Consider the following 21742-nt stretch of genomic DNA (forward strand, 5'->3'; position numbering starts at 1 on the left):
CGAGCAGCGTCTTAAGCAATTTTTGCTGCCGCGTCTAAATCTAAATACCATTCCGTTAGGCCCGATTTCGCTTGAATCTTAGCCGCTGGGTATGGCAGTGCGTGTGCTGGTGAACTGTTAATTTCTTCAACAATGTCCGCTTTTCCTGCACCAAGCACTAAGTAACTAATGCGTTTCGCTGCTTCTAATACGCGTGCGGTTTTCGACACACGAAGTTGGCCCGATTCAGGATGCGACGCCACAAGAGATAGGTTCGCATCATCATAATTCGTTTGGCCAGGGAACAGAGAAGCTGTATGACCATCTGCACCAACGCCTAATAAGATCCAGTCAAACACAGGTGTGCCGTTTTCACTCGGGATCACCTCTGCCATCTCTTTTGCAAAGCGCTCGGCTTCTGCTTTAGGCTCATCTTCGCCACGGATGCGGTGAATGTTTTCCGCAGGAATATTTACTTGGCTAAACAACAACGTGTTCGCTTCACCGTAGTTGCTTTCTGCATCGTCAGGGGCAACACAACGTTCGTCACCCCACCAAAAGTGGAGGTTTTCCCATTGAATGGAGGTTGCGTAAGCCTCTGAAGCCAGTAGTTTAAACAGCATTTTAGGAGTGCTGCCGCCAGAAAGAGAGATGTGAACAGGTCTGCCCATTTCGCTAAACGCTTTCATATCGTTAGCTAGGCTTTCAACTACCTGTTCTGCTGTTTGGTAGATCTTATGGTTGATCATAGTTCACAGTAATCCGTATCTGTTAAGTTTTTACATGGGAAACGCCAAGCGCGGCCATCACGCTGTAACAAGTCATCTGACTCTTTAGGTCCCCAAGTGCCGCATGCGTACCCGAAGAGGGATTGTGGATCTTGCTTAAAATCTAAGATTGGCTGTACGTATTGCCAGCACGCTTCCACCGCATCACTACGTGCAAATAGCGTAGCATCACCATTCAAAGCATCAAGTAGAAGACGCTCGTATGCCGTTAGCATTTGCGTTTCTTGCAGGTCAGCGTAATGGAAGTTCATTTTCACTTCCTTCGCTTCAAAGCCTGCGCCTGGCTCTTTCAAGCCAAAGCTCATTTGAATGCCTTCGTCTGGTTGAATACGAATGATCAGCTTGTTTTCTGGTGCGTTTTGACCAAACACAGGATGCGGTGTTTGTTTAAAGTGGATAACCACCTCAGTAACGCGTGTTGGAAGACGCTTACCAGTACGCACGTAAAATGGCACGCCATTCCAACGCCAGTTGTTGATGTACGCTTTCAAACCGATGTAAGTCTCTGTACGAGAATCGTCTGCAACTCCCGGCTCTTCACGGTAGCCGCGTAGGCTTTGCCCACGGACTTCAGACGCCGTGTATTGGCCTAATACTAGGTCATTGCGCAGAGCGTTTTCGTCTAATGGCTTTAGGCATTGAAGCACTTTTACCACTTCATCACGCATCGAGTCTGCATTGATTTGCGCTGGTGGTTCCATACCTACCATTGCTAATACTTGTAGCAAGTGGTTTTGGAACATGTCGCGCACAGCGCCAGAGTTGTCGTAGTAACCACCACGCTCCTCTACGCCAAGGAATTCTGCGCCTGTGATTTCAACGTAATCAATGAAGTTACGGTTCCAAAGTGGCTCAAACATCGCATTAGAGAAACGAAGCACAAGTAGGTTTTGTACCGTTTCTTTACCTAAGTAATGGTCAATTCGGTAGATTTGATGCTCTTGGAAGTGCTCGTGAATTTCTTTGTCCAGAATACGCGCCGATTCAAGATCATAGCCGAATGGTTTCTCAATGATCAGGCGTTTCCAGCCATCCTCTTCACTGTTAAGACCATGTGCTGCAAGACTTGCAGGGATCACACTGTATAAACTTGGTGGGGTTGCTAAGTAAAAAAGCGTATTGCGTTGCTCGAATTGATATTCGTCCGCAAGTTGGTCTAAGCGAGAAGATAGCTTACCGTAATCTTGTGTGTCAGAAGTATTAATTGCTTGGTAGTGCAGATGGTTAATAAATGCATCAAGCGTTTCTGGCTCAGTCTTTTCCATTTCCTGAAGCGATTTTTTCAGCTTCGCGCGGTAAGACTCATCACTGTATTCAGTGCGACTTACACCCAGAATGGCAAAATTCTCTGGAAGCTGCTTGTTCGCGTAGAGGTGGTATAAAGCAGGAATGAGCTTACGGTACGTAAGGTCACCTGAAGCACCAAAAATAACGATGCTGCTGTTTTCTGGTATTACCATCATCTTTCCCTTAAAAACGAGGTACTTATTGTGTGCCCGGATACGGCTAGAGAATGAGCCAACCCTATCAATGGCACCTCAAAATAGAAAATTGGTCTTACCTATTACGTTGATAGGTAAAGTCTATGGGCCCAAAGAACCTCAAGAAGTTGCATTTCCGATTCTTGGAAACACGACGTATTGAGGTCATTTAAGTCACTTATGTCTCAAAAGTACACACTGTACTCGCTGGAGGAGAGTCCGACACGGGGCAATATTGTCTACGACTATTTGATTTACATCAACACTTGCCAGTGCAAACGTTTAAATAAGTTGCACAAAACGTCATAAGCGATTGTATTTTATTGATAAAAAAAGTTTCATCTGAACACTCCAAAATTTAAGCAAAAACTCTAATATGGGCAATAATTACTCATACTTGCAATCCATTACAGTTTTATCGTGATCTGTGTTACTTACTTTTTATTTCATCATGCTATTGATAATGATACTCAATTAAAGATAATGAAATCACTATTAATGTGAAAGTAGAACGCCATGAAATCAAGCGCCATTAACCCACATCCCATAAACCGAATACAATCGGTGCTTGACTACATTCACACCAACTTAGACAGCACTCTGAGCGTAGATGAAATATCGAAAGCAAGTTGTTGGTCTCGCTGGCAACTGCAACGCGTATTTCAACAACACACTGGCGTATCCGTCGCTCACTATATCAGAGAGCTTAAACTTAGCCTTGCGGCTGAGCGCTTAATCCATACTTCTGACCGCTCGTTAGATATAGCGATAGAAATGGGATTTACATCTGAACACGCATTTAGCCGAGCGTTCAGGAATATGTTTTCAAAAAGCCCCCGTGAATATCGAAAAACGCAACAGCTCTCCGGGTTGAGACAACCTTTGACGCTGCGTAAGACACCAAAAGAAGAGAAAAAACATCAGCGCTTTATTGAAGTTCGAATAGAAACAAAACCGGCTTTTGAACTTGCTGGTTATCATGAACCTATTCACGGATTGTTTTCCGCTGCGCCCGATTTCCAATCCAAAGTACCGTCGCTTTGGTCACGTCTTTATTCATCTGAAAACCTTAACAATTCGGAAAGTAGTTACTTTGGCGTGATTGATGTGACTCAAGCGTATTCAAACAACCAACAACTTGAGTATTGGGCAGGTTATGAGTGCAGTCCAACAGCAAACGCACCAAGATCAACGAACTCTTCCAACTCGGGGTTAGACCTCTTGGCTGTTCCTGAGCAAACCTACGCCGTCATTACACACATAGGCAAAGCATCAGAGCTCGCCTCAACGCTGGAATGGTTTATTTTACATTGGCTACCCTACTCTAATTATCATGCTATCGATGGTTATGAGTTAGAGCTTTATCCAGAAGGTTATGATGTTGATAGCGAACAAGCACAAATGCAGTATTGGATTCCTGTCGAGCCAAACGACTCGCTATCTTTAAAACCTAAGAACAGAAGAATAAGTTCCAAAGATTAGTGTTTTGCACCAAATTGTTAACTTTTCCTATTTCTTTGAATATAGAATACAAATAACAATCATTATCAATAAATAGAAAAAGTAGTGGAATTTATAAATATGGAAAGTCCGATTCGATTTCATCGTTCAGCGGTTGCTATCGTCGTATCCGCATTGCTCGCTGGCCACGCCAATGCGACTGAGAGCGTATCCCAACACGAAACGATTACGGTGCTAGGAGAAACATACCGAAACACCGCAACTAAAACCGTTTTAGAACCGGAGGAAACACCGCAAGCGATCACGGTAATCACTAAAGATGACATGGACCTGCGCGGCGTAAACTCGGTGAGCGAAGCATTGCGTTACGCGCCTGGCGTAAATACAGAATTGCGTGGCGGTGCCGTTTCCCGACTTGACCTATTCAATATTCGTGGTTTTATTAACTACACCAACTTTTATGATGGTCTTCCTTTGCTGTACAACGGTTGGAACCTTCAACCTCAGGTCGATTCCGTTGCTCTTGAGCAAATCGAGGTTTTTAAAGGGCCAACGTCTGTTCTTTACGGCAATATTCCACCAGGAGGTATGGTCAACATTATCGCCAAGGCGCCTCAGTCAACACCCTCGCACTCTGTCTCGATTAGTACTGGGACTAACAGCCTAAAAGAACTGACGTTCGACACCACAGGACAAATTGGTGATTCTAATGTGGATTACCGTATTGTAGGCCTAGCTAAACAGCGAGATGGTCAAGCCGATACGTCTGAAGACGAACGTTATGTACTCGCCCCATCTTTCAATTGGCAAGCGACAGAAAGCACATTAGTGAACGTGAATGTTTACTATCAAAATGATCCATCAGCAGGTATCTACACGACTGTGCCTGCGTCTGGCTCAGTGATTAAAAACCCACTTGGCTCGATGTCACCAAGCACTTATTTGGGGGATGAGGACTGGAACACTTACGAACGCGAAGTTCTGATGATGGGTTACAAAGTCCAACACGACTTTAACAACAATTGGCAATTTCTACAGAATGCCCGCTACATGACCGCCGATGCCTATCAGGAAAACACATATAACGGTGCACTTGAAGCGGATAACCGTACCGTTGGTCGAAATGCCTATTTAACCGATGAAAAGTCCAAATCCTTTGTGATTGACAACCAACTATCTGGCTACGTTAAAACAGGAAATTTTGAACATAACTTATTGTTCGGGCTTGATTATCAGTATCTAGATTCAGATGTAAAATACAAAGACACGCTTGGGTATTCGCTAACTCAGGACATTTTTAATCCTGACCACAACAGCATTGATCGTAATGCACTGAATTTCCAATACAAACAAAACTTAGATATCAAAACGAAGCAGATTGGCGTTTATTTCCAAGATCAAGTTCGTTACGACCAACTTGTAATGATTGCAGGTCTTCGTTGGGATAAATACGATTCAAATACAGACGCCGTTAGCGATTATCTAGGAACAGTATCCAACAGCAAGGAAGAGTTAGACGATACCAACGTATCTTTCCGAGTCGGTGGTTTGTATGAGCTAGACTTTGGTCTCTCGCCATACCTTACTTACTCGGAAAGTTTCGAGCCAATTGCGGGTGCCGACTCTTCTGGTAAAGCATTTGAGCCATCAACCGGTCATCAATGGGAGTTAGGCTTTAAATACGCCCCATTATCTGGTGATATCTCAGGTAACTTAGCACTCTTCCATATTACGAAGAAAAACGCGATCTTGACCGATCCGAATAATCCTTATGCACCGAACTATCAAGCGGGCGAAGTGGTATCACAAGGTATTGAACTTGAGGCAAAATGGCAAGCCACAGCACAAGCTGATTTCACTCTAGGCTATACATATACCGATATGGAGATTACCGAGGACAGTTATTACAACCAAGAAGGTAAAACGCCGGTTTGGGTACCTGAGCAAACGGCCTCTCTATGGGCCAATTACTTCTTTGAAGGAAATCTTTCAGGCCTTCGTACCAGTGCTGGCGTTCGCTATGTCGGGGAAGCACAAATTGATGCACAGAATAGTCAAAAAGTACCGGACTACACCTTGTTTGATTTGGCAGCAAGTTACGATTTCTCAACGGTATCTGAATCAATGAAAGGGGCTAGCGTCACGCTTTCTGCAAGCAATCTATTCGATAAAGAATACTATTCTTGTTACGACAAAAATAACTGTTGGTTTGGCGCTGAGCGCTCTATCGAAGCGAAGTTAGAATACAACTTCTAACCTCTTAGAGCGGAACAGCAGTAATTTGTAAAGCGATGGTTTCTACAATAAGCCATCGCTTTTTATTTTGCATAGAGCATCAATATAAACGCTACCGTGTCACTTTTTTATAGCACCTTTCTGGCCTACCAACAGAGCCATAGTTTAAATCAGCCTCTAGTTCACCAGTGCTGATAAGATACTCCAAATAGCGCCTCGCCGTTGTTCGGCTCGCGCCGATCTTTTCGCCTGCCTCATCAGCGGTCAGCGCACTGCCATTTGGGAACAACTCCCTGATCTTGTCTAGGGTTACACCATCAATCCCTTTTGGTAATCGGTTCGGCAAGTTGTCTTGATTGGCGTGAGACTGCAGCATTTTATCAACGAGGTTCTGATCCAAACTCTCTACGATGTCTAGTTGTTGGCGTTGGGACACATACTTTTTCAGTGCGGCATCTAAGCGTGGAAACATCACTGGTTTTAACAAGTAATCGACAACGCCACCCCTCATCGCCTGTTGTAATGTATCGACATCCCTTGCGGCTGTAATCAAAATGACATCACACGTTTGGTTACTTGCACGCAGTGTATTTAGTATCTCAAGCCCTGTGCCATCGGGAAGATAGACATCCATCAATAGTAAATCTGGCTTAAGAATGTCGAGTTGCATTTCTGCTTCCATTCTCGTGGTCGCAATTCCAACCACTTCCAAACCTGTCAGTTGGCTTAAGTATTTGTGGTGCAGCTCAGCAATAGCCAGATCATCTTCAATGATCATTACGCGAGTCGCCATACTCATAATTGTTCTTCCTTGGGTAAGTACACCGTTATTCTTGTCCCATAATTTGTATTGGGTATCATCTCAACATGGCCGTGATATCGAGTAGCAAGCTGATTGACAAGGTGCAACCCAACACCTCGATTTTGACGAGATTTCGTTGAAACGCCTTTTGTAAATAATGTTTGTGGATCCATTGTTTTTGGGAGGCCACAACCATGATCTATCACCTCAAGTATCACTTCATTTCCGTAATCGCTAACGGACACATCAATGTTTCTGCGTTCTGACGCAACATTTGATTCATCGCGAATTGAAGTTAACGTGGCATCGAAAGCGTTATCAATCAAATTACCCAAAATTGTGACAAGGTCTTCCGAATTTAGCCACTCAGGTAGAGGCTCCAGACGACTGCCTTCCTCAACCACCAGTTGTAAGCCTAACTCGCGAGCACGTTCAGTTTTTCCAAGCAACATACCTGCAATTAGCGGGTCCTTAACGGTATCTCTTAAAAACTCAATCATTGCTTGATAGTGTGCGGTTTCTTGTCCAATTAACTTTTGCACCGCATCAAGCTCACCCATTTGTACTAGCCCACTAATGGTGTTGAGCTTATTTCGATGCTCATGGGTTTGCGAACGTAACAAATCTGCATATTCCTTGGTTTGTGATAGCTGCTCGGTTAGATCATTAATTTCATCCCTTAAACGGAAACTCGATACCGCCCCCACGATTTTTCCATCAACATAAATTGGAGAGCGATTTGCAATCAGGCGCTTATGATTAAGGAATATTTCAATATCATGATCTTCCTGCCCGCTTTCTAATACTGTATATAGATCGCTATCACGCAGCGTGTCAGTCAAAGGTTTATTGAGCGCTGATTCTCTATCAATACCGAGAATCTGGCAGGCACTACGATTTATCGAGCGAAGTATCCCTTGGGCATCAATGCTTAACACGCCCTCTTTGATGGTGCTCATCGTCACTTCTAATTCGCCGTACAACCGCCCTATCTCTTCAGGCTCAAAGCCTAAAATGGCGCGCTGAAACTTTCTCGACGCATAATTGGATACAATGGCATTAGCGACGACAACTACGATGACCATTAAAATCAAAAAGGCCAAAAATGGTTCGATGCGGTCTTGCAGTCGGTCGAGTAAATAGCCAACCGAAACCACACCAATGATGTTCCCTTGCTCGTCAAAAATCGCAGCTTTACCACGAACTGAATAACCTAACGAGCCCTGTGCCGTCGAAACATAAGACAACCCCCGTTCTAGCGCTCGACGATTGTCGCCACCTCTCATTGGCTTGCCCAACCGCTCATCAACAGGGTGGATTAAGCGTACTCCCTTATGGTCGCCAATAACGATGAATGCAGCACCTATGGCTTCGGTTAATTCTCTAAAGCGAAGTTGGTATGGCTGGGGGTTTTGGGTTTCGATCATTTCACGAACAACCGCTGAGTCCGCTAAAAAACGGGCAACACCCAGTGCTTTTTCTCCCATTTCTTGCTCTTGATTGATTTTGAGATAAGTGAACCCTGCGGCGACAAGCAATAACAGCTCTATCAACCCCGATAGCGTCATGATAATGAGCATCCGCTTACGAAAGCTGATGGTTTTCCAACTCATTGATACATCCTTGTGATTCACTCTTGAGCGTAACGTTAACACTCAGTTAACAGCATGACGTTGTCGCGGTGATAAATCTGTGAGGAAGGCAAACAAACCGCAGAGTTTACGGTTAATTAATCGACGAGCTGAAACATAAAATTACAACCATTCACCAAATTTAGCATTCCTCTCTGATACTCAATTCCATACATAAATTGCCCTTAAAATCATGATCGCGATCACATCGATTTTAGCGGTTTTTGAGGCGTTTTTAGACTTTACAACGTATAATTTTTAATCAACGAAACCAATGAGAGTTTCGGTTTGAAAGCAGTGAAGCTGGAAGTCTATTAAAAGCTCAACATTGATGTCAGTGGTTTGGACAAAAATAAAACAAAACACAAATACTGACTATATGACAAACACTTAGACACCATCTGAAAACTGGAAAACTATAAACAGAGGTGCATTTATAGTTAGAAGGAACACCAAACATGGAACGCGATACCTTTGGAATATGCCTGAATAAGGCGATGCTGTCAGAGAATATGTATTCAACATTTACACACGTCAGGGCTTATGAAAAAAACGGAGGCGGTACTTCTGATCTCAAAGTCCTGTTATCGTTCCCTCAAATGAGTGGAAAAGATCTATTGAATACGATGCGAGGTTCTCGTCAGCTCGAGTGGAGAGCGGAGTTTCACTGTCCATATACGAAATAAATTTGTAACATCTCCCGCGCCCAGCACAAATATAACTGGGCGCATACTACTGCCCAATTTTCCCTCCTACTTAACACGCAGTTACGAATCCTTTATATTAGAGCTAATACTCTACGACAAAGCAGCCATTATGAAAAAAACAGGAAAGGTTTGGATACTGGGCTTACTTAGCAGCTCGATTTCCCTTGCCTGTCATGCGGCACCGATCACTTTTGATACCGCATGGCAGCTATTGCTAGAAAACAACTATTCTCTTAAAGCTCAACGCTCAAACGTCGAGAACTACCAATACCAAGAGAGTGCCACCAGCAATCTCAACTTACCTCAGGTTACTATTGGCGCGAATTACACGCGTTTAGATACCGATATCACGCTTTCGGGAAAACAGATCCTAGACAGCACAGGAGCACACATTAACGTACCTCCTGCTTTTCAGCCTATTTTTGGTGCCTTAGCTAATACCACTTCGACCATAACCGAGCGCGATATTTTCTCTTCGTCTATTCGTGCGATTTGGCCAATTTTTACTGGTGGTCGAATTTCTGCGGCTCAATCAGCAGCAGAAGGCAAAACGGATGAGGCGAAAAGTCAGCTTCTAATGGAACAACAAGCGCGTTTTGAAGATTTATCGAAGTACTACTTTTCTGTCGTACTGGCAAAGGAAGTACTCGCAACGCGGCAAGCGGTTGAAGCAGGGCTAAAAAAGCATCGAGATTTTGCCATTAAGCTTGAAGAGCAAGGACAAATCGCGCACGTTGAGCGCCTGCAAGCCGAGGCTTCTTTAGATAAAGCATCTGTAGAAACACGTAAAGCAGCCAGCGATTTGAGTATCGCTCAGGCTGCATTAGGTAAATTACTCGCACAAGATGATGCCGTAGAGCCCGCTGAATCTTTGTTTATCAACGACAGTCTTCCCCCTCTTACTGCTTTTGTCGATCAAACGTTGCTTACCTATCCGGGGTTAGAACTTCTGAGCGCTAAACACAAACAAGCCTCTAGCTTAATCAAAGCAGAAAAAGGGAAATACTACCCTGAAGTTTATCTTTACGGCGACTACAGCTTGTATGAAGACGATTCTCTCGCAAGCCAAATGAAGCCTGACTGGTTAGTTGGTGTTGGTGTCAGCATTCCACTGATTGAATCATCAGGGCGAAGCGAAAAAGTCAAAGCCGCTCAAAGCGTCGTCTCGCAGGTCGACTCATTAAAGTCCCAAGCCAAACAAGACTTATCGCTGTTAGTCCAAAAGACATACTTGGAGGCTCAGCAAGCCATTGATGAAGTACAAGGGCTCGCATCTAGCATTGAACTCGCTAACGAAAATCTGCGCTTGCGTGAAAAAGCATTTACTCAGGGTCTGTCGTCTTCTCTGGATGTTGTGGATGCACAACTTTATGTCGCGAGTATAGAAACACAACGTTCAGCGGCGCGTTTCCGCTATTTAATATCTTTAACCAAGCTACTCGCATTGAGCAGTGAAATGAACAGCTTCGAACAATATCAAAATACCGCTTATATCCCTGCTTCAACATCCAAAGAGGTGAAATAAATCATGGCAGCTAAATCACTAAAACCCGTTTTACTCTCACTTTGTGCTTTGGGTGTTGCCTCTTGGGTTGGGTATCAATTTTACCAAGCCTATCAACCAGAACCGATCCGCTTACAGGGATTAATTGAAGCCCAGCAATACAGCATTTCCTCAAAAGTCCCAGGGCGTATTGATGAGGTCATGGTACGTAAAGGCGACGATGTAGAGAAAGGTCAGCTTATTTTTACCCTTCATAGTCCTGAAATTGAAGCGAAGTTAGAACAAGCAAAAGCAGGTGAAAAAGCGGCGGACGCCTTAGCTCAAGAAGCTGAGAAAGGCGCACGTGAGCAACAAATCCAAGCAGCAAAAGATCAGTGGATGAAAGCCAAAGCCGCTGCGAATTTAATGGAAAAAACCTACAATCGTGTGAATAACCTTTATAACGATGGCGTGGTTGCAGAACAAAAACGCGATGAAGCTTTAACTCAGTGGCAAGCAGCGAAATACACAGAAAGTGCTGCGTTTCAAATGTACGAAATGGCAAAAGAAGGCGCTAGAAGTGAAACCAAAGTGGCTGCGGCGGAAAAAGCGCGCATGGCATCAGGTGCCGTAGCCGAAGTAGAAGCGTACGCGAAAGATACTCAGATCTACAGCTGGTTTGACGGCGAAGTCTCTCAAGTTCTACTTCAAAGTGGTGAATTAGCACCTCAGGGCTTCCCGGTTGTTACTGTGATAGATACAGAAGATGCCTGGGCGACACTTAATGTGCGTGAAGATTACCTTCAACACTTTAAAAAAGGAGCAACCTTTGATGCCTATTTGCCTGCCTTAAATAAAAATGTTGAGTTCAAAGTAACGCATGTTGCCGTTATGGGTAACTTTGCAACGTGGAGAGCAACCGATGCTTCTCAAGGTTTTGATCTTCGTACCTTTGAAGTAGAAGCTCGTCCAGCTCAACCCGAACCTGAACTGCGTATGGGAATGAGTGTTGTCGTTGAACTTTAATCACAACCACTAGGTTAATGCTATGACGATTAAGATTTCACAGCGGCATATCTTACGACGAGACAAGTGGTTGCTTTCGTGCCTTACTTGGATACCGATTTTGCTCGCGATGATGATTTGGGGAGTGTTCTCTGCGGGCATTGCCCGGGATCTGCCAATCGGTGTGGTTGATCTACAACATTCCCAACTTTCTCGAAAGCTCATTCAATCTTTGGATGCGTCGTCGAGTCTGGCTGTTAACTATCACTACACCAGTGCAAGCGAAGCAAAAAATGCGATGATTGAAGGCGATATCTACGCTTACGCGGTCATCCCATCTAAGTTCGACCAAGACATTCTCCAGCACCGCCAACCTCAACTTTCTGTCTTTTACAACAGTCAGTACATTTTGGTAGCGAAACTGATCAACTCTGCTGTTGCGCAAGCACAAGGCTATTTCGACGCTCAGGTTGAAGTAATGGGCAACTTGGCTAAGGGTAACACCACAACGTTAGCAGCGGCTGGACAGGCTGTACCCGTGTCAACACAAATAACCGCATTATTTAACCGTAACAATAACTACGCACAATTTTTGGTAACGGCTATCGTGCCAGCCATTTGGCAAATATGTATTGTAGTAAGCACTATTTTGATTCTTGCCGCGCACTTTCGCATTTATGGTGGAAAGAATGGCTTTGCATTTTTGGGCGAAAAGCCATACGCCAGGCTCACTACCTTATTAAGTCGGTACATTCCGGTCTTTATGGCGCAAGGTGCGTTGTTCTTGTACTGGTTTTATTCCGTGCTTGATTGGCCAATGGAAGGCAGTTTTGTGGTTATGCTATTAGCACAATTGGCGACGGTTATCGCCTGTATCATTATGGGAGCGTTGTTCTTCTTCTTGTCGATGGATCCTGCACGTGCGATGAGTTTTGCTGGCGCATTTACGGCTCCAAGCTTCGCGTTCATGGGAATTACATTCCCAGTTTCTGACATGAACACGCTCGCTTATGCATGGCGTTCATTATTGCCGATTACCCATTACATTGAAGTACAAGTGAGTCAAGCAAGCTATGGAGCATCGGCCGCGCAATCTTTAAGCTCGCTATGGCCTATGATTGGTTACGTTATGCCTCTGCTCATTACCGCAGCCTTGATGGGTAAACATCGAACAGCTTCATCAACACGCCAAGCGAAGGAGGCGGTATGACATTGTGGCAACTGATTAAAGCGGAACTTAAGGCCGTTCTAACCAATCCAGTCGTTACGTTGACCGTGTTTGGTGGTGTCGTATTTTACTCGTTTTTATACCCTTTGCCTTATGCACAACAAACGCCTCGTGAACAAACAATCGCGATTGTTAATCTAGATGGTAGTCAGACGAGTTTAAAGCTGGAACGTATGGTTGATGCCACCCCACAAGTCAACGTAGTCACTCGACTTCATACGATTGCCGATGCAAAGCAAGCATTTTTACAACGAGAGATCACCGGTTTTTTAGTCATACCAGAACACTTTTACAAAGACCTAATGCTAGGTAAAAGCCCGACTCTGGCCTACGCTGCGGACGCCTCGTATTTTCTCGTGTACGGAACCGTGGTAGAAGGATTGGCCCAAGCGGGAGGCACATTAGGGGCCCAAGTGAAAGTCAGTAAAATGGTGATAGATGGTGTGCCCATGAGTATGGCTAGCCATAATTACTCTGCTATTAAGCTGAATATGAAACCGACGTTCAACCCAACCATGGGTTACATCGAATACGTAGTGCCGGCAGTATTTGTTCTGATTTTACAACAAACGTTGATCATGGCGGTTGGATTGCAAACGGGAACACAGCGTCATGGTCGTGGCTATTGGTCACAAGTATCAACGGGATCGCTGCTGCTTGCGAGAACGTTAGTATTTGTGGCAATTTATTATTTACTCTGCGCCTATTATTTTGGTTTTAGCTTCGAACGCTTAAACGTAAACCATATCGCCAATGCGGGCGAATTGCTGGCTATGTTGTTCCCGTTCTTTTTAGGTTGTTGCGGACTAGGCTTCTGGCTAGGTTACTTATTACCTCGGCGTGAACTTGTCACCTTAGTCGTCTTAGTGAGCTCTATGCCGCTCATTTTCTTGGCTGGTTTTATTTGGCCGATTGAAGCCATACCTACTCCCTTACTATGGATTGCTGATTTAAGCCCAAGCACTTGGGCGATAAAAGCTTTCTTAGCGCTAAACCAAATGGGGGCAACCTGGCAACAAGTCGCTCTACATTGGACGGCACTTTGGGCACTCACTGTGCTTTGGGGTAGCGTTGCGTACTGGATTGCTAAGCGAAGTAACAAGCCAGTTGTAACAGAGAGCTTGGGGTGACAGCTGACATTTTCTATTACTATAAAAAAAGCCGGGTAACTAAACCCGGCTGAAAATCTGCGTCCTTGCAGCGGACATATGGTAAAAACACTTTTTGCTCTGGGCTTACCCATTGAGCGAGATTAGATTAAGCCAAAAAGTATGGATTCCATACTCTCATATAGAGGGTCATATCCTTCCAATAGACATTAGTCTTCGCTAGAAAGATAACGTTTTTCAGACACAAAAAAACAAGACTCACATTGAGTCTTGTTGTTGATAGGGATGAGCAGGATACATGTCGCCGCTAAATCATATCACGGATTATTTTCTCTCGGTATTCTGTAACGACCTTCATGATTGAATTTTTTACATCACCGACTTGCTTAGAGGGTTGGCACCATAGGCCAAAACCAAACTTAAAACCTTCCAATAATTCAGAAGCTTCCACTGGCTCTATATGATTATTAGAAAACTCCGAATGGGCAAACGTTCTGGGGAGAATCGCCCATCCTAAACCTGCTTCAACCATTTTCACTACAAGGGCCAATTGGTCGACCTCTTCATGGTTCGAACTTACGATGACTTTTTCGCCCATTCCCTCTTCAATAAGAGACCGCAGTACAAATTGTTTACTATTCCTCAAGGCTGTCAATACTCGATCTGGTGCCATAGAAGCGAGTTCACCACCTTTCTGGACGAAAGGAACAAATTCAAAATGACCTAAAAACGTCGCATCCAGACTATGTATTGCTCGACTATCATGCACATTGACAATACCGAATTGATAATCACCATTCTGTAAACCCTCTTTAATTTCGTTGCGATTACGAACAAGAAAGTTAACTCGCATCATCGGAAAATCTGCTGCTAATTGAATACGAAGCAATACAAGAAAACGGTGTGGTATAGCGCTTGAATAGGCGATACTAACATTCTCTAACCCACCGTAAGCTAGACTTAATGCGACTTTATCGAAAGTACGTGCTTGTTCGATGGTTTGCTTAGCATAGTGGTAAAGAAGATGACCATCTTCTGTCGGTTCTACCGAGCGCCCCACTCGCTCAAACAGGTTGACCGCCAGTTGGTCTTCAAGATTGGTAATCACCTGCCCTATTGTGGTTCGGTGCTTATTGAGTTTGACCGCCGCCTTACTAAACGAAAGCTGTTCATAAACGGTTACGAACGCGAGAAGTTGTTCAAAACTAAAATTCATAGGTTGTGCTTACTTTTTAGAGTTATCTAATTAAATTACCACAAGATCGTAGAATTGCTACTTGGTAACGGAAACAATCTGCGTTTGAATTCCTTCTCGACGACACAAAAAAACCTACTAGCTTCAGTAGGTTTTCTCTAACTTAGTTGTACTCAACGACACGAGCTAAATAGTTGAATTCTCCTAAGTCACCATGGTAATCGCGGTAGACATCGACACTGAAATATTTAGGTTGATCAGCGTAAATGTGGTCAACGACTTTTTGCTCAAGTGACTCCAACGTTTCACCGACCTGAGAGTACACGAACTGCTTGTTCACTTTTTCCAATTTACGTTTTTTCGCTTCTTTGTGTGACACATAGTTGTTGATCTCTTCCCACTTTCCCACGAACTCGACCGCCACGTAACTCGAGTTCTCGTCAATCATGATAAAGGCTGCACCTTCTTCTTTGATTGCAGACAGTTGCTGCATATCACTATCCACTTTTTGCTGGTCAAGATGGGCTCCACTTTGGGCGAATGCAGTCGCGGAAGCGGTAAGTATCATGAGTGTAAGAACGGCTTTTTTCATTGTATCGTTTTCCTGTATTAAGGGAGTTCAGTTACCCAAAGTTGCCCTTGGGTGGCTTTTTTGAATCCATATTCGTAAATCGTCAGCAAGTAGCGGTGATCGAACATATCTTTCGTTACTTTGGCGTACCTGAAATCTTGATCAATGTAGGTAAACTGCATCTCGATATCGTTGATTTCACTGATGTATTTCATTCGATAGAGATCACCACGAGTTTGCGCTAGCGTAAGGCTTGAGACACTTTTCGATACCAAGTCCAAACCTTTGTCTTTTAGTGGACGATACGGCGCTTTTAACGCACCATTGCGAATCACATCCAACTGAGGCGCTTTTTCTAACCCCAAAGCATCTGAGATTTGTTGATAGTTGAAGTTAGACGGATTAAAGAACACCTGCGCTGCGAGACCGCCATCTACGTGTAACTCCTCAAGTGTTTCTCCATCATGTTCAACATCGATAAATTGTGGAGGGAAAACACCAGGGATCGATGCGCTCGCAGCAAGCACCTTGTAAATAAGTTCAGATTTGTCCGCTAAATCACTGTTCGCAATCGCACCAATATTCCAAATCACCAGTTCGCCTGAATCAAAATGGGTACTGCCAATAAAGAGGCGTTTACCATTGCGGTGTTGCTGCGCCATCGCCTCGATCATGGGCTCAGGGTAAGCGTCTGCGATGAAATCATAGAGGTTCTCACCATCGGTAAACGCGTCCTTAAACAGGGTATTTAAGAAGTTCTTCTTACCCAAAATATTCTTATCATTGATGTTGAGCATGACTTCTTTCATCTTTGGCATCGCATCACCGCCAATGAAAACAAAAGGAGCGATTAGGGCACCCGCACTGACTCCAGTAATGATGGCATAATCTTTTAGCTCCCCCTTTTCCTGTAGCCCCATCAAAACGCCGGCCCCGTATGCACCGTTTACGCCACCACCCGATAAGGCCAAAATATTGAGCTGTTCACCCTCTACTTTGATCGGTGTGGTTTGATTGTGCGCTGAGTAGAGAAAATCCGGCGCTTCATTGGCCCACATTCGAAGTGGCTCATTTGGTGTCGAACTCGCGATCTCGACATCTTTATAGTTGCTTTGAGAAACACGAACATCCAGCGTATGAGGTGAACTACAAGCTACTATCAGCAGCGAAAGTGCAACCGTCACACCAGAGGAAATTAAACGATTCATAATCAGTCTCATTTAATGTTCTCTGGCGTATGACCAGAGACTCAGTTTGAAGTTAATTGGGTCAAAATGAAGTCCGTTTCGTTGTTTGGAGTTACTATAGCTAGGCACGGCTAAACCCCATAATCGCGATTGTAGGATGCTATCCATCAAAGCAATTATGCCAAGTTTCTATATGCTAACTTTACGCTTCTCCGTTAATTAGGTACTGCGCTAAGCAATTTTCACGACGTTGAACTCATGCGTCGGTTCGACAAATTCGTATTGGGCATTGATCGTCTGTAGCTCCCATGTGCCATAGCCTTTTGTGATCTCCAATACACCGTAAACGGCGTTATGTGTATGACGAAAGGCTGCGACAGGAGACATCTTCTTCACCAAACAAGAGGTGAAAATCGCAGAAATTAAATCACCGACTCCGACTGGCTGCATAGCAAATTCAACACTAGGTCGTTGGGCCAAATAGCTTGCTTTCGGCGTCGCTAAAATCATACTGAAGGCGTCATCTGTTAGTGCATGCAGGTGTTTCACCAATACCATTTTCGGTCCTAACTCTAAGGCTTTTTTACATGCAGTGACCGCATCATAAAGAGAGTTAATTTTCACACCTGTTAACTCGCTCAGTTCAAACTGGTTAGGAACAATCACATCAGCGATGGGCAACAAGCTATGGCTTATCGCTTCTTTGACACCGTCTGCCACAATGCAACCTTTGTCTGGATCACCCATAACTGGGTCACACACATACAGTGCACTATGGTTACGCGATTTGACTAAACTTACCGCTTCGGCCACCGCTCGACATTGCTCTGCGCTGCCTTGATAACCGGACAGTATCGCGCCACATTCGCCTAACTTCTCAATGTTATCTAAGCCTCTCATTAGAGAATGAATTTCATCTGCCCCAAACTTCTGTCCAGTCCAACCTTGCTGGTACTGAGTGTGATTTGAAAACTGAACCGTGTGAATTGGCCAGACTTCGAGGCCCATTCTCTGCATCGGGAAGACGGCAGAACTGTTTCCTGCGTGGCCATAAACCACATGAGATTGAATAGAAATAATGCTTTTCATAAGTCACTCTTAATTGAGAAGTTTGTTAGCTTGGCGACTAAATAAACACAATATCGCGCACTGTGCTTATTTGGTCGGAATAGCCTCGACAACGCCGAGGCTTATTCTTAATCAGGCTGGATTAATTAGCCTTGGAACTCAGCGAAGTACTCATCCAACACTTTGCGCGTTGCACGACCGATAAGCTCGTATTCGTGATGAGTAAGGTTTGCTAACGAAACTCGAACTGATGCGTGTACTACATCGAAGCCTTGGCCTGGAAGTAGGATAACGCCGGTTTCATGTGCAAGACGGAACAGGAAGTCTTTGCCCTTCTCGCTCGCTTTGAACCATTCAACGAAGGCTGGTCCGTACAATTTGCCGCCCAAAGTGTCGAGCTCAAGCAGTGTGTAGTAGTCCACACGATCTTTGTTTTCTTCAATTTCTACACCCATGTTTTTGTACAGAGTTTTGTAACGCTCGCGAATGATGCGTTTACATGCTTCTTTGTAGTTTTTCTCTGAGTCCATCAGACAATTCAATGAGAACAGCGCCATTTGAACTTGTTGAGGAAGAGACAAACCTGCTGTGTGGTTAAGCGCTACGCTGCGGCTGTCTGCTACGATACGGTCAATAAACTTAATCTCACGAGGTTCCGGAGTCAGTGTTTTGTAACGATCGTCCAACTCAAGTTGACGCGCTTCAGGAAGGCTGCGCATTGCATCGTCAAACACGTTGTTGTGTTGAATCGCAATCGAGCCTAAACGCCAGCCTGTTGCACCGAAGTACTTCGAGAACGAGTAAACACAAAGCGTGTTGTATGGCAGTTTCGCGAACAGTGAGACAAAGTCGTCCGCGAATGTGCCGTATACATCGTCAGTCACAATGAACAGGTCGCTGCGTTCGTTGTTCACAAAATTTGATAGGTTATCCAGAGTCTCATCCGAGAACTTCACAGACGCTGGGTTTGCTGGGTTCACGACACAAAGCAGTTTGATGTCTGTATCTGCAAGCTTTTCGATTTCAGACATCGGCAGCTGCCATGTTGTCTCATCCAAACGTAGTTCAACGATTTCCAGTTCGTATTCACTCAGTTCTGGAATTTCTAGGTACGGCGTAAAGATTGGAGTGATTAGCGCGACCTTGTCACCTTTCTTCAACAGACCGTTGTTGAACATAGTTTGGAACGTGTACGTCATAGACGCTGTGCCGCCTTCCGTTGCAAACAGATCGAAGTCTGTTGTCATTGGCATCGGGCCGTACATCTCTTCTGCGATGTACTGCTTCACAACCCTTTCGATGTTCGTCAACATACGTGGTGGCACTGGGTAGTTACATGCAAGGTATGCGTTAACCAGCTCATTCAAAAATGCCTGTTTCTCTAGACCCAAACGGTCTTTTGCGTAGCTCAGCGACTTTTCCAAGAACTGTACGCCTTGGTCTTGTTTATTCTTGCTTGCAAACGTATCGAAGCGCTCAACAATGCCCACACCATCTGGAATGCCACCGAAACCACCATCTAGGTATGAATAAGTGCGCTCGGCTTCCAATATTGCGAACTCACCCAAACGAATGAACGCTTTACGTGGTAGTGTCGCAAGAAAATTAGGATTACCACGACCTGCATCTAATAACGCGCGGTCAGGAACAGTTTGTGCCACTTCAATAAGTTTATCTTTTAATTCAAATGGGCTTAAATCTGCAAATTTTGAAAAATCAATTGTTGTATTTGGCGTAGTCATAATATTTACCTGAATTTATTATTTAGTGAAATTTGGATAATACTTCCCCTACCGCCTATTTAATTAGGCGATAAGAGTGTTCGAATTTATTTAAATTACATGCCTGCGTTTAAAGTAATAATGCCGACAATAATAGGACCCCATAGGGTGAGCAGTACATTGGCGACAGCATAAGTCACGGTGAATGAGAATACTGGCGTTGCGTTACCTGTTTTTTCCATTAAAGCCGCGAATGCTGGGTTCGCACTTCGTCCACCTGTAACACAACCAAGTGCTTCAACTGGGTTCTTAATCTTCAATACAAAGTATGAGAAAAAGAACGAAATAAACTGAGGAATAATGGTCACAGCCATACCAAGGAACAACAGAGACATACCGTGTTCTTTGATGGTGTCGACCGCTTGAGGCCCAGCCTCAAGGCCAACAATGCCCACAAATGCTGCCAAACCGAAATCTCGAATAAAGTTCGCGGCACCCACAGGAAACTGAGCAACATGCGGATTGCGGCTACGCAACCAACCGACAATCAAACCTGAGATCAAACAACCTGCACCAGAACCGATAGTGACGGGAATACCAGCAATCTTAAAACTGATTAGACCAATTAATAGACCCACCACCATGCCCATACCAAGCACGACTAAGTCAGTCACGTTTGCTGAGCCCATTCGCTGACCAATGTTTTTCTCAACGCGATTGATATCTTTTGCGGTACCTGTAAGCTGGATGACGTCGTTTTTCTTCACCACAAGATCCGGCGTCATTTCGATAGAGCTGCCTTCACGAATGTAATCCGTCACATAAATACCGCGCATAGAGCCTTGGTTCGAAGCCTCTTTAATCTCTTGCAGCGACTTACCAATCAGTTTGCGGTTGTCTGCGATCAGTTGACGGTTTTCTTCAATAACTTCATAGCCTTCTGGAAGTGCAATCTCGTTGTCAGCCAAACCATCTTGCAGCTGATGTACTGCATTACGGCGACCTGTTACAACAATGACATCCCCTTCTTTCAGTGCTGTGAATTTGTCCACTTCTAGCACTTTGCCATCACGTTGAATCAATTCAATACAAGCAGCTAGAGCGTGTTGGTTTAACTGAGCTAGGGTTTTGCCTGCTAGCCCGCCATCTTTGCTCACTTTAAATGCTCGTGTAACCAGCGCGGTTACTGCGTTGAATTCACCCGGCGCAAGATCGCGCTTACCATTTGAGTTTTTCTCTTCTAGCGCAATCGCTTCTGCTCGGATATCCCACTTCATCAGTGTTGGGAATACCCATGTCACCATAAGAATTGGACCAAGCGAACCAAAGATGTACGTAACTGCATAGCCGACTGCGACGTTGGTCTGCATTAGGTGTTTCGCTTCTTCTGTCACACCACCAAGACGTGCGATCGCATCACCCGCTGTACCGATGATTGCCGATTGAGTCAAACCACCAGCTGCAAGACCAGCTGCCGTACCTCTGTCTAGATCAAACATCCAAGCTGCTGCTAGTACACAAAGCAGGCCAGAAACCGTCATCACTACAGCAGAAAGTAGAATGTTGATGGTTCTAAAGTTCAATGCTTTAAAGAACTGCGCACCACCTTGATACCCTACTGCGTAAATAAAGAGCGCAAAGAAAATGCTTTTTACGCCGGGATCAATATGAACACCAAATTGCCCAATAATTACACCCATTAATAATGTTCCCGCAACACCGCCAAGAACAAATCGACCAATGGTAATTTTACCTACCATATAACCGAGAGAGAGCGTAATAAAGAGAGCAACAAATGGTGCCATGTCAAAAAGGTTAGAAATAATTTCCATGACAATTTTACTCTTACTAATAAATATAAAACTCAAATAATCTAACGAATAATCTGTCACTCATATTTGTTGGATTATTTAATTTAAAAAGCATCTCGTTTGCTTCGAAGCGAATATTAGAAACAAAACCTCACAACTCGTAATCCCATTTGAAGGATGAAACCATCACTTCGCATATTCAAACGCAAACATTGAACAATAATTGTCGAAAATTTAATAACTTAGTGGTCTGAAATGAACATCAAATAAATTGGAAAAT

General features: G+C 44.3%; 17 protein-coding genes. 7 read left to right on the forward strand and 10 right to left on the reverse strand.

Annotated features, from left to right (window positions below):
* Window positions 1–11: 11 nt before the first annotated feature.
* Window positions 12–728, reverse strand: a complete 717-nt coding sequence (gene pgl, locus R7Q38_RS19295; RefSeq protein ID WP_017634562.1) for a 6-phosphogluconolactonase — start codon at window positions 726–728, stop codon at window positions 12–14.
* The gene (zwf, locus tag R7Q38_RS19300) at window positions 725–2227 is read right to left on the reverse strand and encodes a glucose-6-phosphate dehydrogenase (RefSeq protein WP_017634563.1); all 1503 of its coding nucleotides are present in this window, start codon (window positions 2225–2227) and stop codon (window positions 725–727) included. The genes pgl and zwf overlap by 4 nt, the downstream gene beginning before the upstream one ends.
* 537 nt (window positions 2228–2764) lie before the next feature.
* On the opposite strand from zwf, the gene R7Q38_RS19305 reads away from it, so the two are divergent.
* Together R7Q38_RS19305 and R7Q38_RS19310 are read left to right on the forward strand one after the other, a co-directional pair.
* A complete protein-coding gene (locus R7Q38_RS19305) occupies window positions 2765–3730 on the forward strand; it encodes a helix-turn-helix domain-containing protein (protein WP_137282067.1) in 966 nt (321 codons plus the stop codon).
* A gap of 99 nt (window positions 3731–3829) precedes the next feature.
* Window positions 3830–5965 carry a TonB-dependent siderophore receptor gene (locus tag R7Q38_RS19310; RefSeq protein WP_213968878.1) on the forward strand — a complete coding sequence of 712 codons (2136 nt, stop codon included), beginning with the start codon at window positions 3830–3832 and terminating at the stop codon, window positions 5963–5965.
* A 91-nt stretch (window positions 5966–6056) separates the two neighbouring features.
* Here R7Q38_RS19310 and R7Q38_RS19315 read toward each other — a convergent pair whose 3' ends face one another.
* Both R7Q38_RS19315 and R7Q38_RS19320 read right to left on the reverse strand, forming a co-directional pair.
* Entirely contained in the window at window positions 6057–6743 is a 687-nt protein-coding gene (locus R7Q38_RS19315) for a response regulator (protein ID WP_005377133.1), read from the reverse strand.
* Window positions 6740–8359: a sensor histidine kinase gene (locus tag R7Q38_RS19320; protein WP_104975367.1), complete on the reverse strand. Its 1620-nt coding sequence runs from the start codon at window positions 8357–8359 to the stop codon at window positions 6740–6742. The genes R7Q38_RS19315 and R7Q38_RS19320 overlap by 4 nt, the downstream gene beginning before the upstream one ends.
* 476 nt (window positions 8360–8835) lie before the next feature.
* On the opposite strand from R7Q38_RS19320, the gene R7Q38_RS19325 reads away from it, so the two are divergent.
* The 5 genes from R7Q38_RS19325 to R7Q38_RS19345 all read left to right on the forward strand — a co-directional run bounded on the left by R7Q38_RS19325 (window position 8836) and on the right by R7Q38_RS19345 (window position 13930).
* Window positions 8836–9063 (forward strand): hypothetical protein, encoded by a 228-nt coding sequence (locus R7Q38_RS19325; RefSeq protein ID WP_005377125.1) that lies wholly within the window; start codon window positions 8836–8838, stop codon window positions 9061–9063.
* A gap of 130 nt (window positions 9064–9193) precedes the next feature.
* Entirely contained in the window at window positions 9194–10609 is a 1416-nt protein-coding gene (locus tag R7Q38_RS19330; protein ID WP_104975368.1) for a TolC family protein, read from the forward strand.
* A gap of 3 nt (window positions 10610–10612) precedes the next feature.
* On the forward strand, window positions 10613–11593 hold the full coding sequence (locus R7Q38_RS19335) for an HlyD family secretion protein (RefSeq protein WP_054575051.1): 981 nt from the start codon (window positions 10613–10615) through the stop codon (window positions 11591–11593).
* Between the two features lie 22 nt (window positions 11594–11615).
* Window positions 11616–12782, forward strand: a complete 1167-nt coding sequence (locus R7Q38_RS19340; RefSeq protein ID WP_017821358.1) for an ABC transporter permease — start codon at window positions 11616–11618, stop codon at window positions 12780–12782.
* The gene (locus tag R7Q38_RS19345) at window positions 12779–13930 is read left to right on the forward strand and encodes an ABC transporter permease (protein WP_239939078.1); all 1152 of its coding nucleotides are present in this window, start codon (window positions 12779–12781) and stop codon (window positions 13928–13930) included. Before R7Q38_RS19340 ends, R7Q38_RS19345 begins: the two co-directional genes overlap by 4 nt.
* A gap of 286 nt (window positions 13931–14216) precedes the next feature.
* Here the strand turns inward: R7Q38_RS19345 and R7Q38_RS19350 are convergent, their stop codons facing one another.
* From R7Q38_RS19350 to aspT, 6 genes are all read right to left on the reverse strand, one after another.
* Window positions 14217–15125: a LysR family transcriptional regulator gene (locus R7Q38_RS19350; protein ID WP_239939079.1), complete on the reverse strand. Its 909-nt coding sequence runs from the start codon at window positions 15123–15125 to the stop codon at window positions 14217–14219.
* 142 nt (window positions 15126–15267) lie between these two features.
* Complete coding sequence (locus tag R7Q38_RS19355; RefSeq protein ID WP_239939080.1) at window positions 15268–15696, reverse strand: hypothetical protein; 429 nt, start codon at window positions 15694–15696, stop codon at window positions 15268–15270.
* A gap of 17 nt (window positions 15697–15713) precedes the next feature.
* Window positions 15714–16883, reverse strand: coding sequence for a patatin-like phospholipase family protein (locus R7Q38_RS19360; RefSeq protein ID WP_017634571.1), 1170 nt, complete (start codon window positions 16881–16883; stop codon window positions 15714–15716).
* A 210-nt stretch (window positions 16884–17093) separates the two neighbouring features.
* Complete coding sequence (pdxY, locus tag R7Q38_RS19365; protein WP_033906186.1) at window positions 17094–17951, reverse strand: pyridoxal kinase PdxY; 858 nt, start codon at window positions 17949–17951, stop codon at window positions 17094–17096.
* Between the two features lie 125 nt (window positions 17952–18076).
* Window positions 18077–19672 carry a bifunctional aspartate transaminase/aspartate 4-decarboxylase gene (locus R7Q38_RS19370; protein WP_137282073.1) on the reverse strand — a complete coding sequence of 532 codons (1596 nt, stop codon included), beginning with the start codon at window positions 19670–19672 and terminating at the stop codon, window positions 18077–18079.
* Between the two features lie 95 nt (window positions 19673–19767).
* Complete coding sequence (aspT, locus tag R7Q38_RS19375; RefSeq protein ID WP_137282074.1) at window positions 19768–21483, reverse strand: aspartate-alanine antiporter; 1716 nt, start codon at window positions 21481–21483, stop codon at window positions 19768–19770.
* Window positions 21484–21742: the final 259 nt, after the last annotated feature.

The sequence above is a fragment of the Vibrio sp. Vb0598 genome (genome assembly GCF_033338935.1).
In the GTDB taxonomy this organism is placed as follows: domain Bacteria; phylum Pseudomonadota; class Gammaproteobacteria; order Enterobacterales; family Vibrionaceae; genus Vibrio; species Vibrio alginolyticus.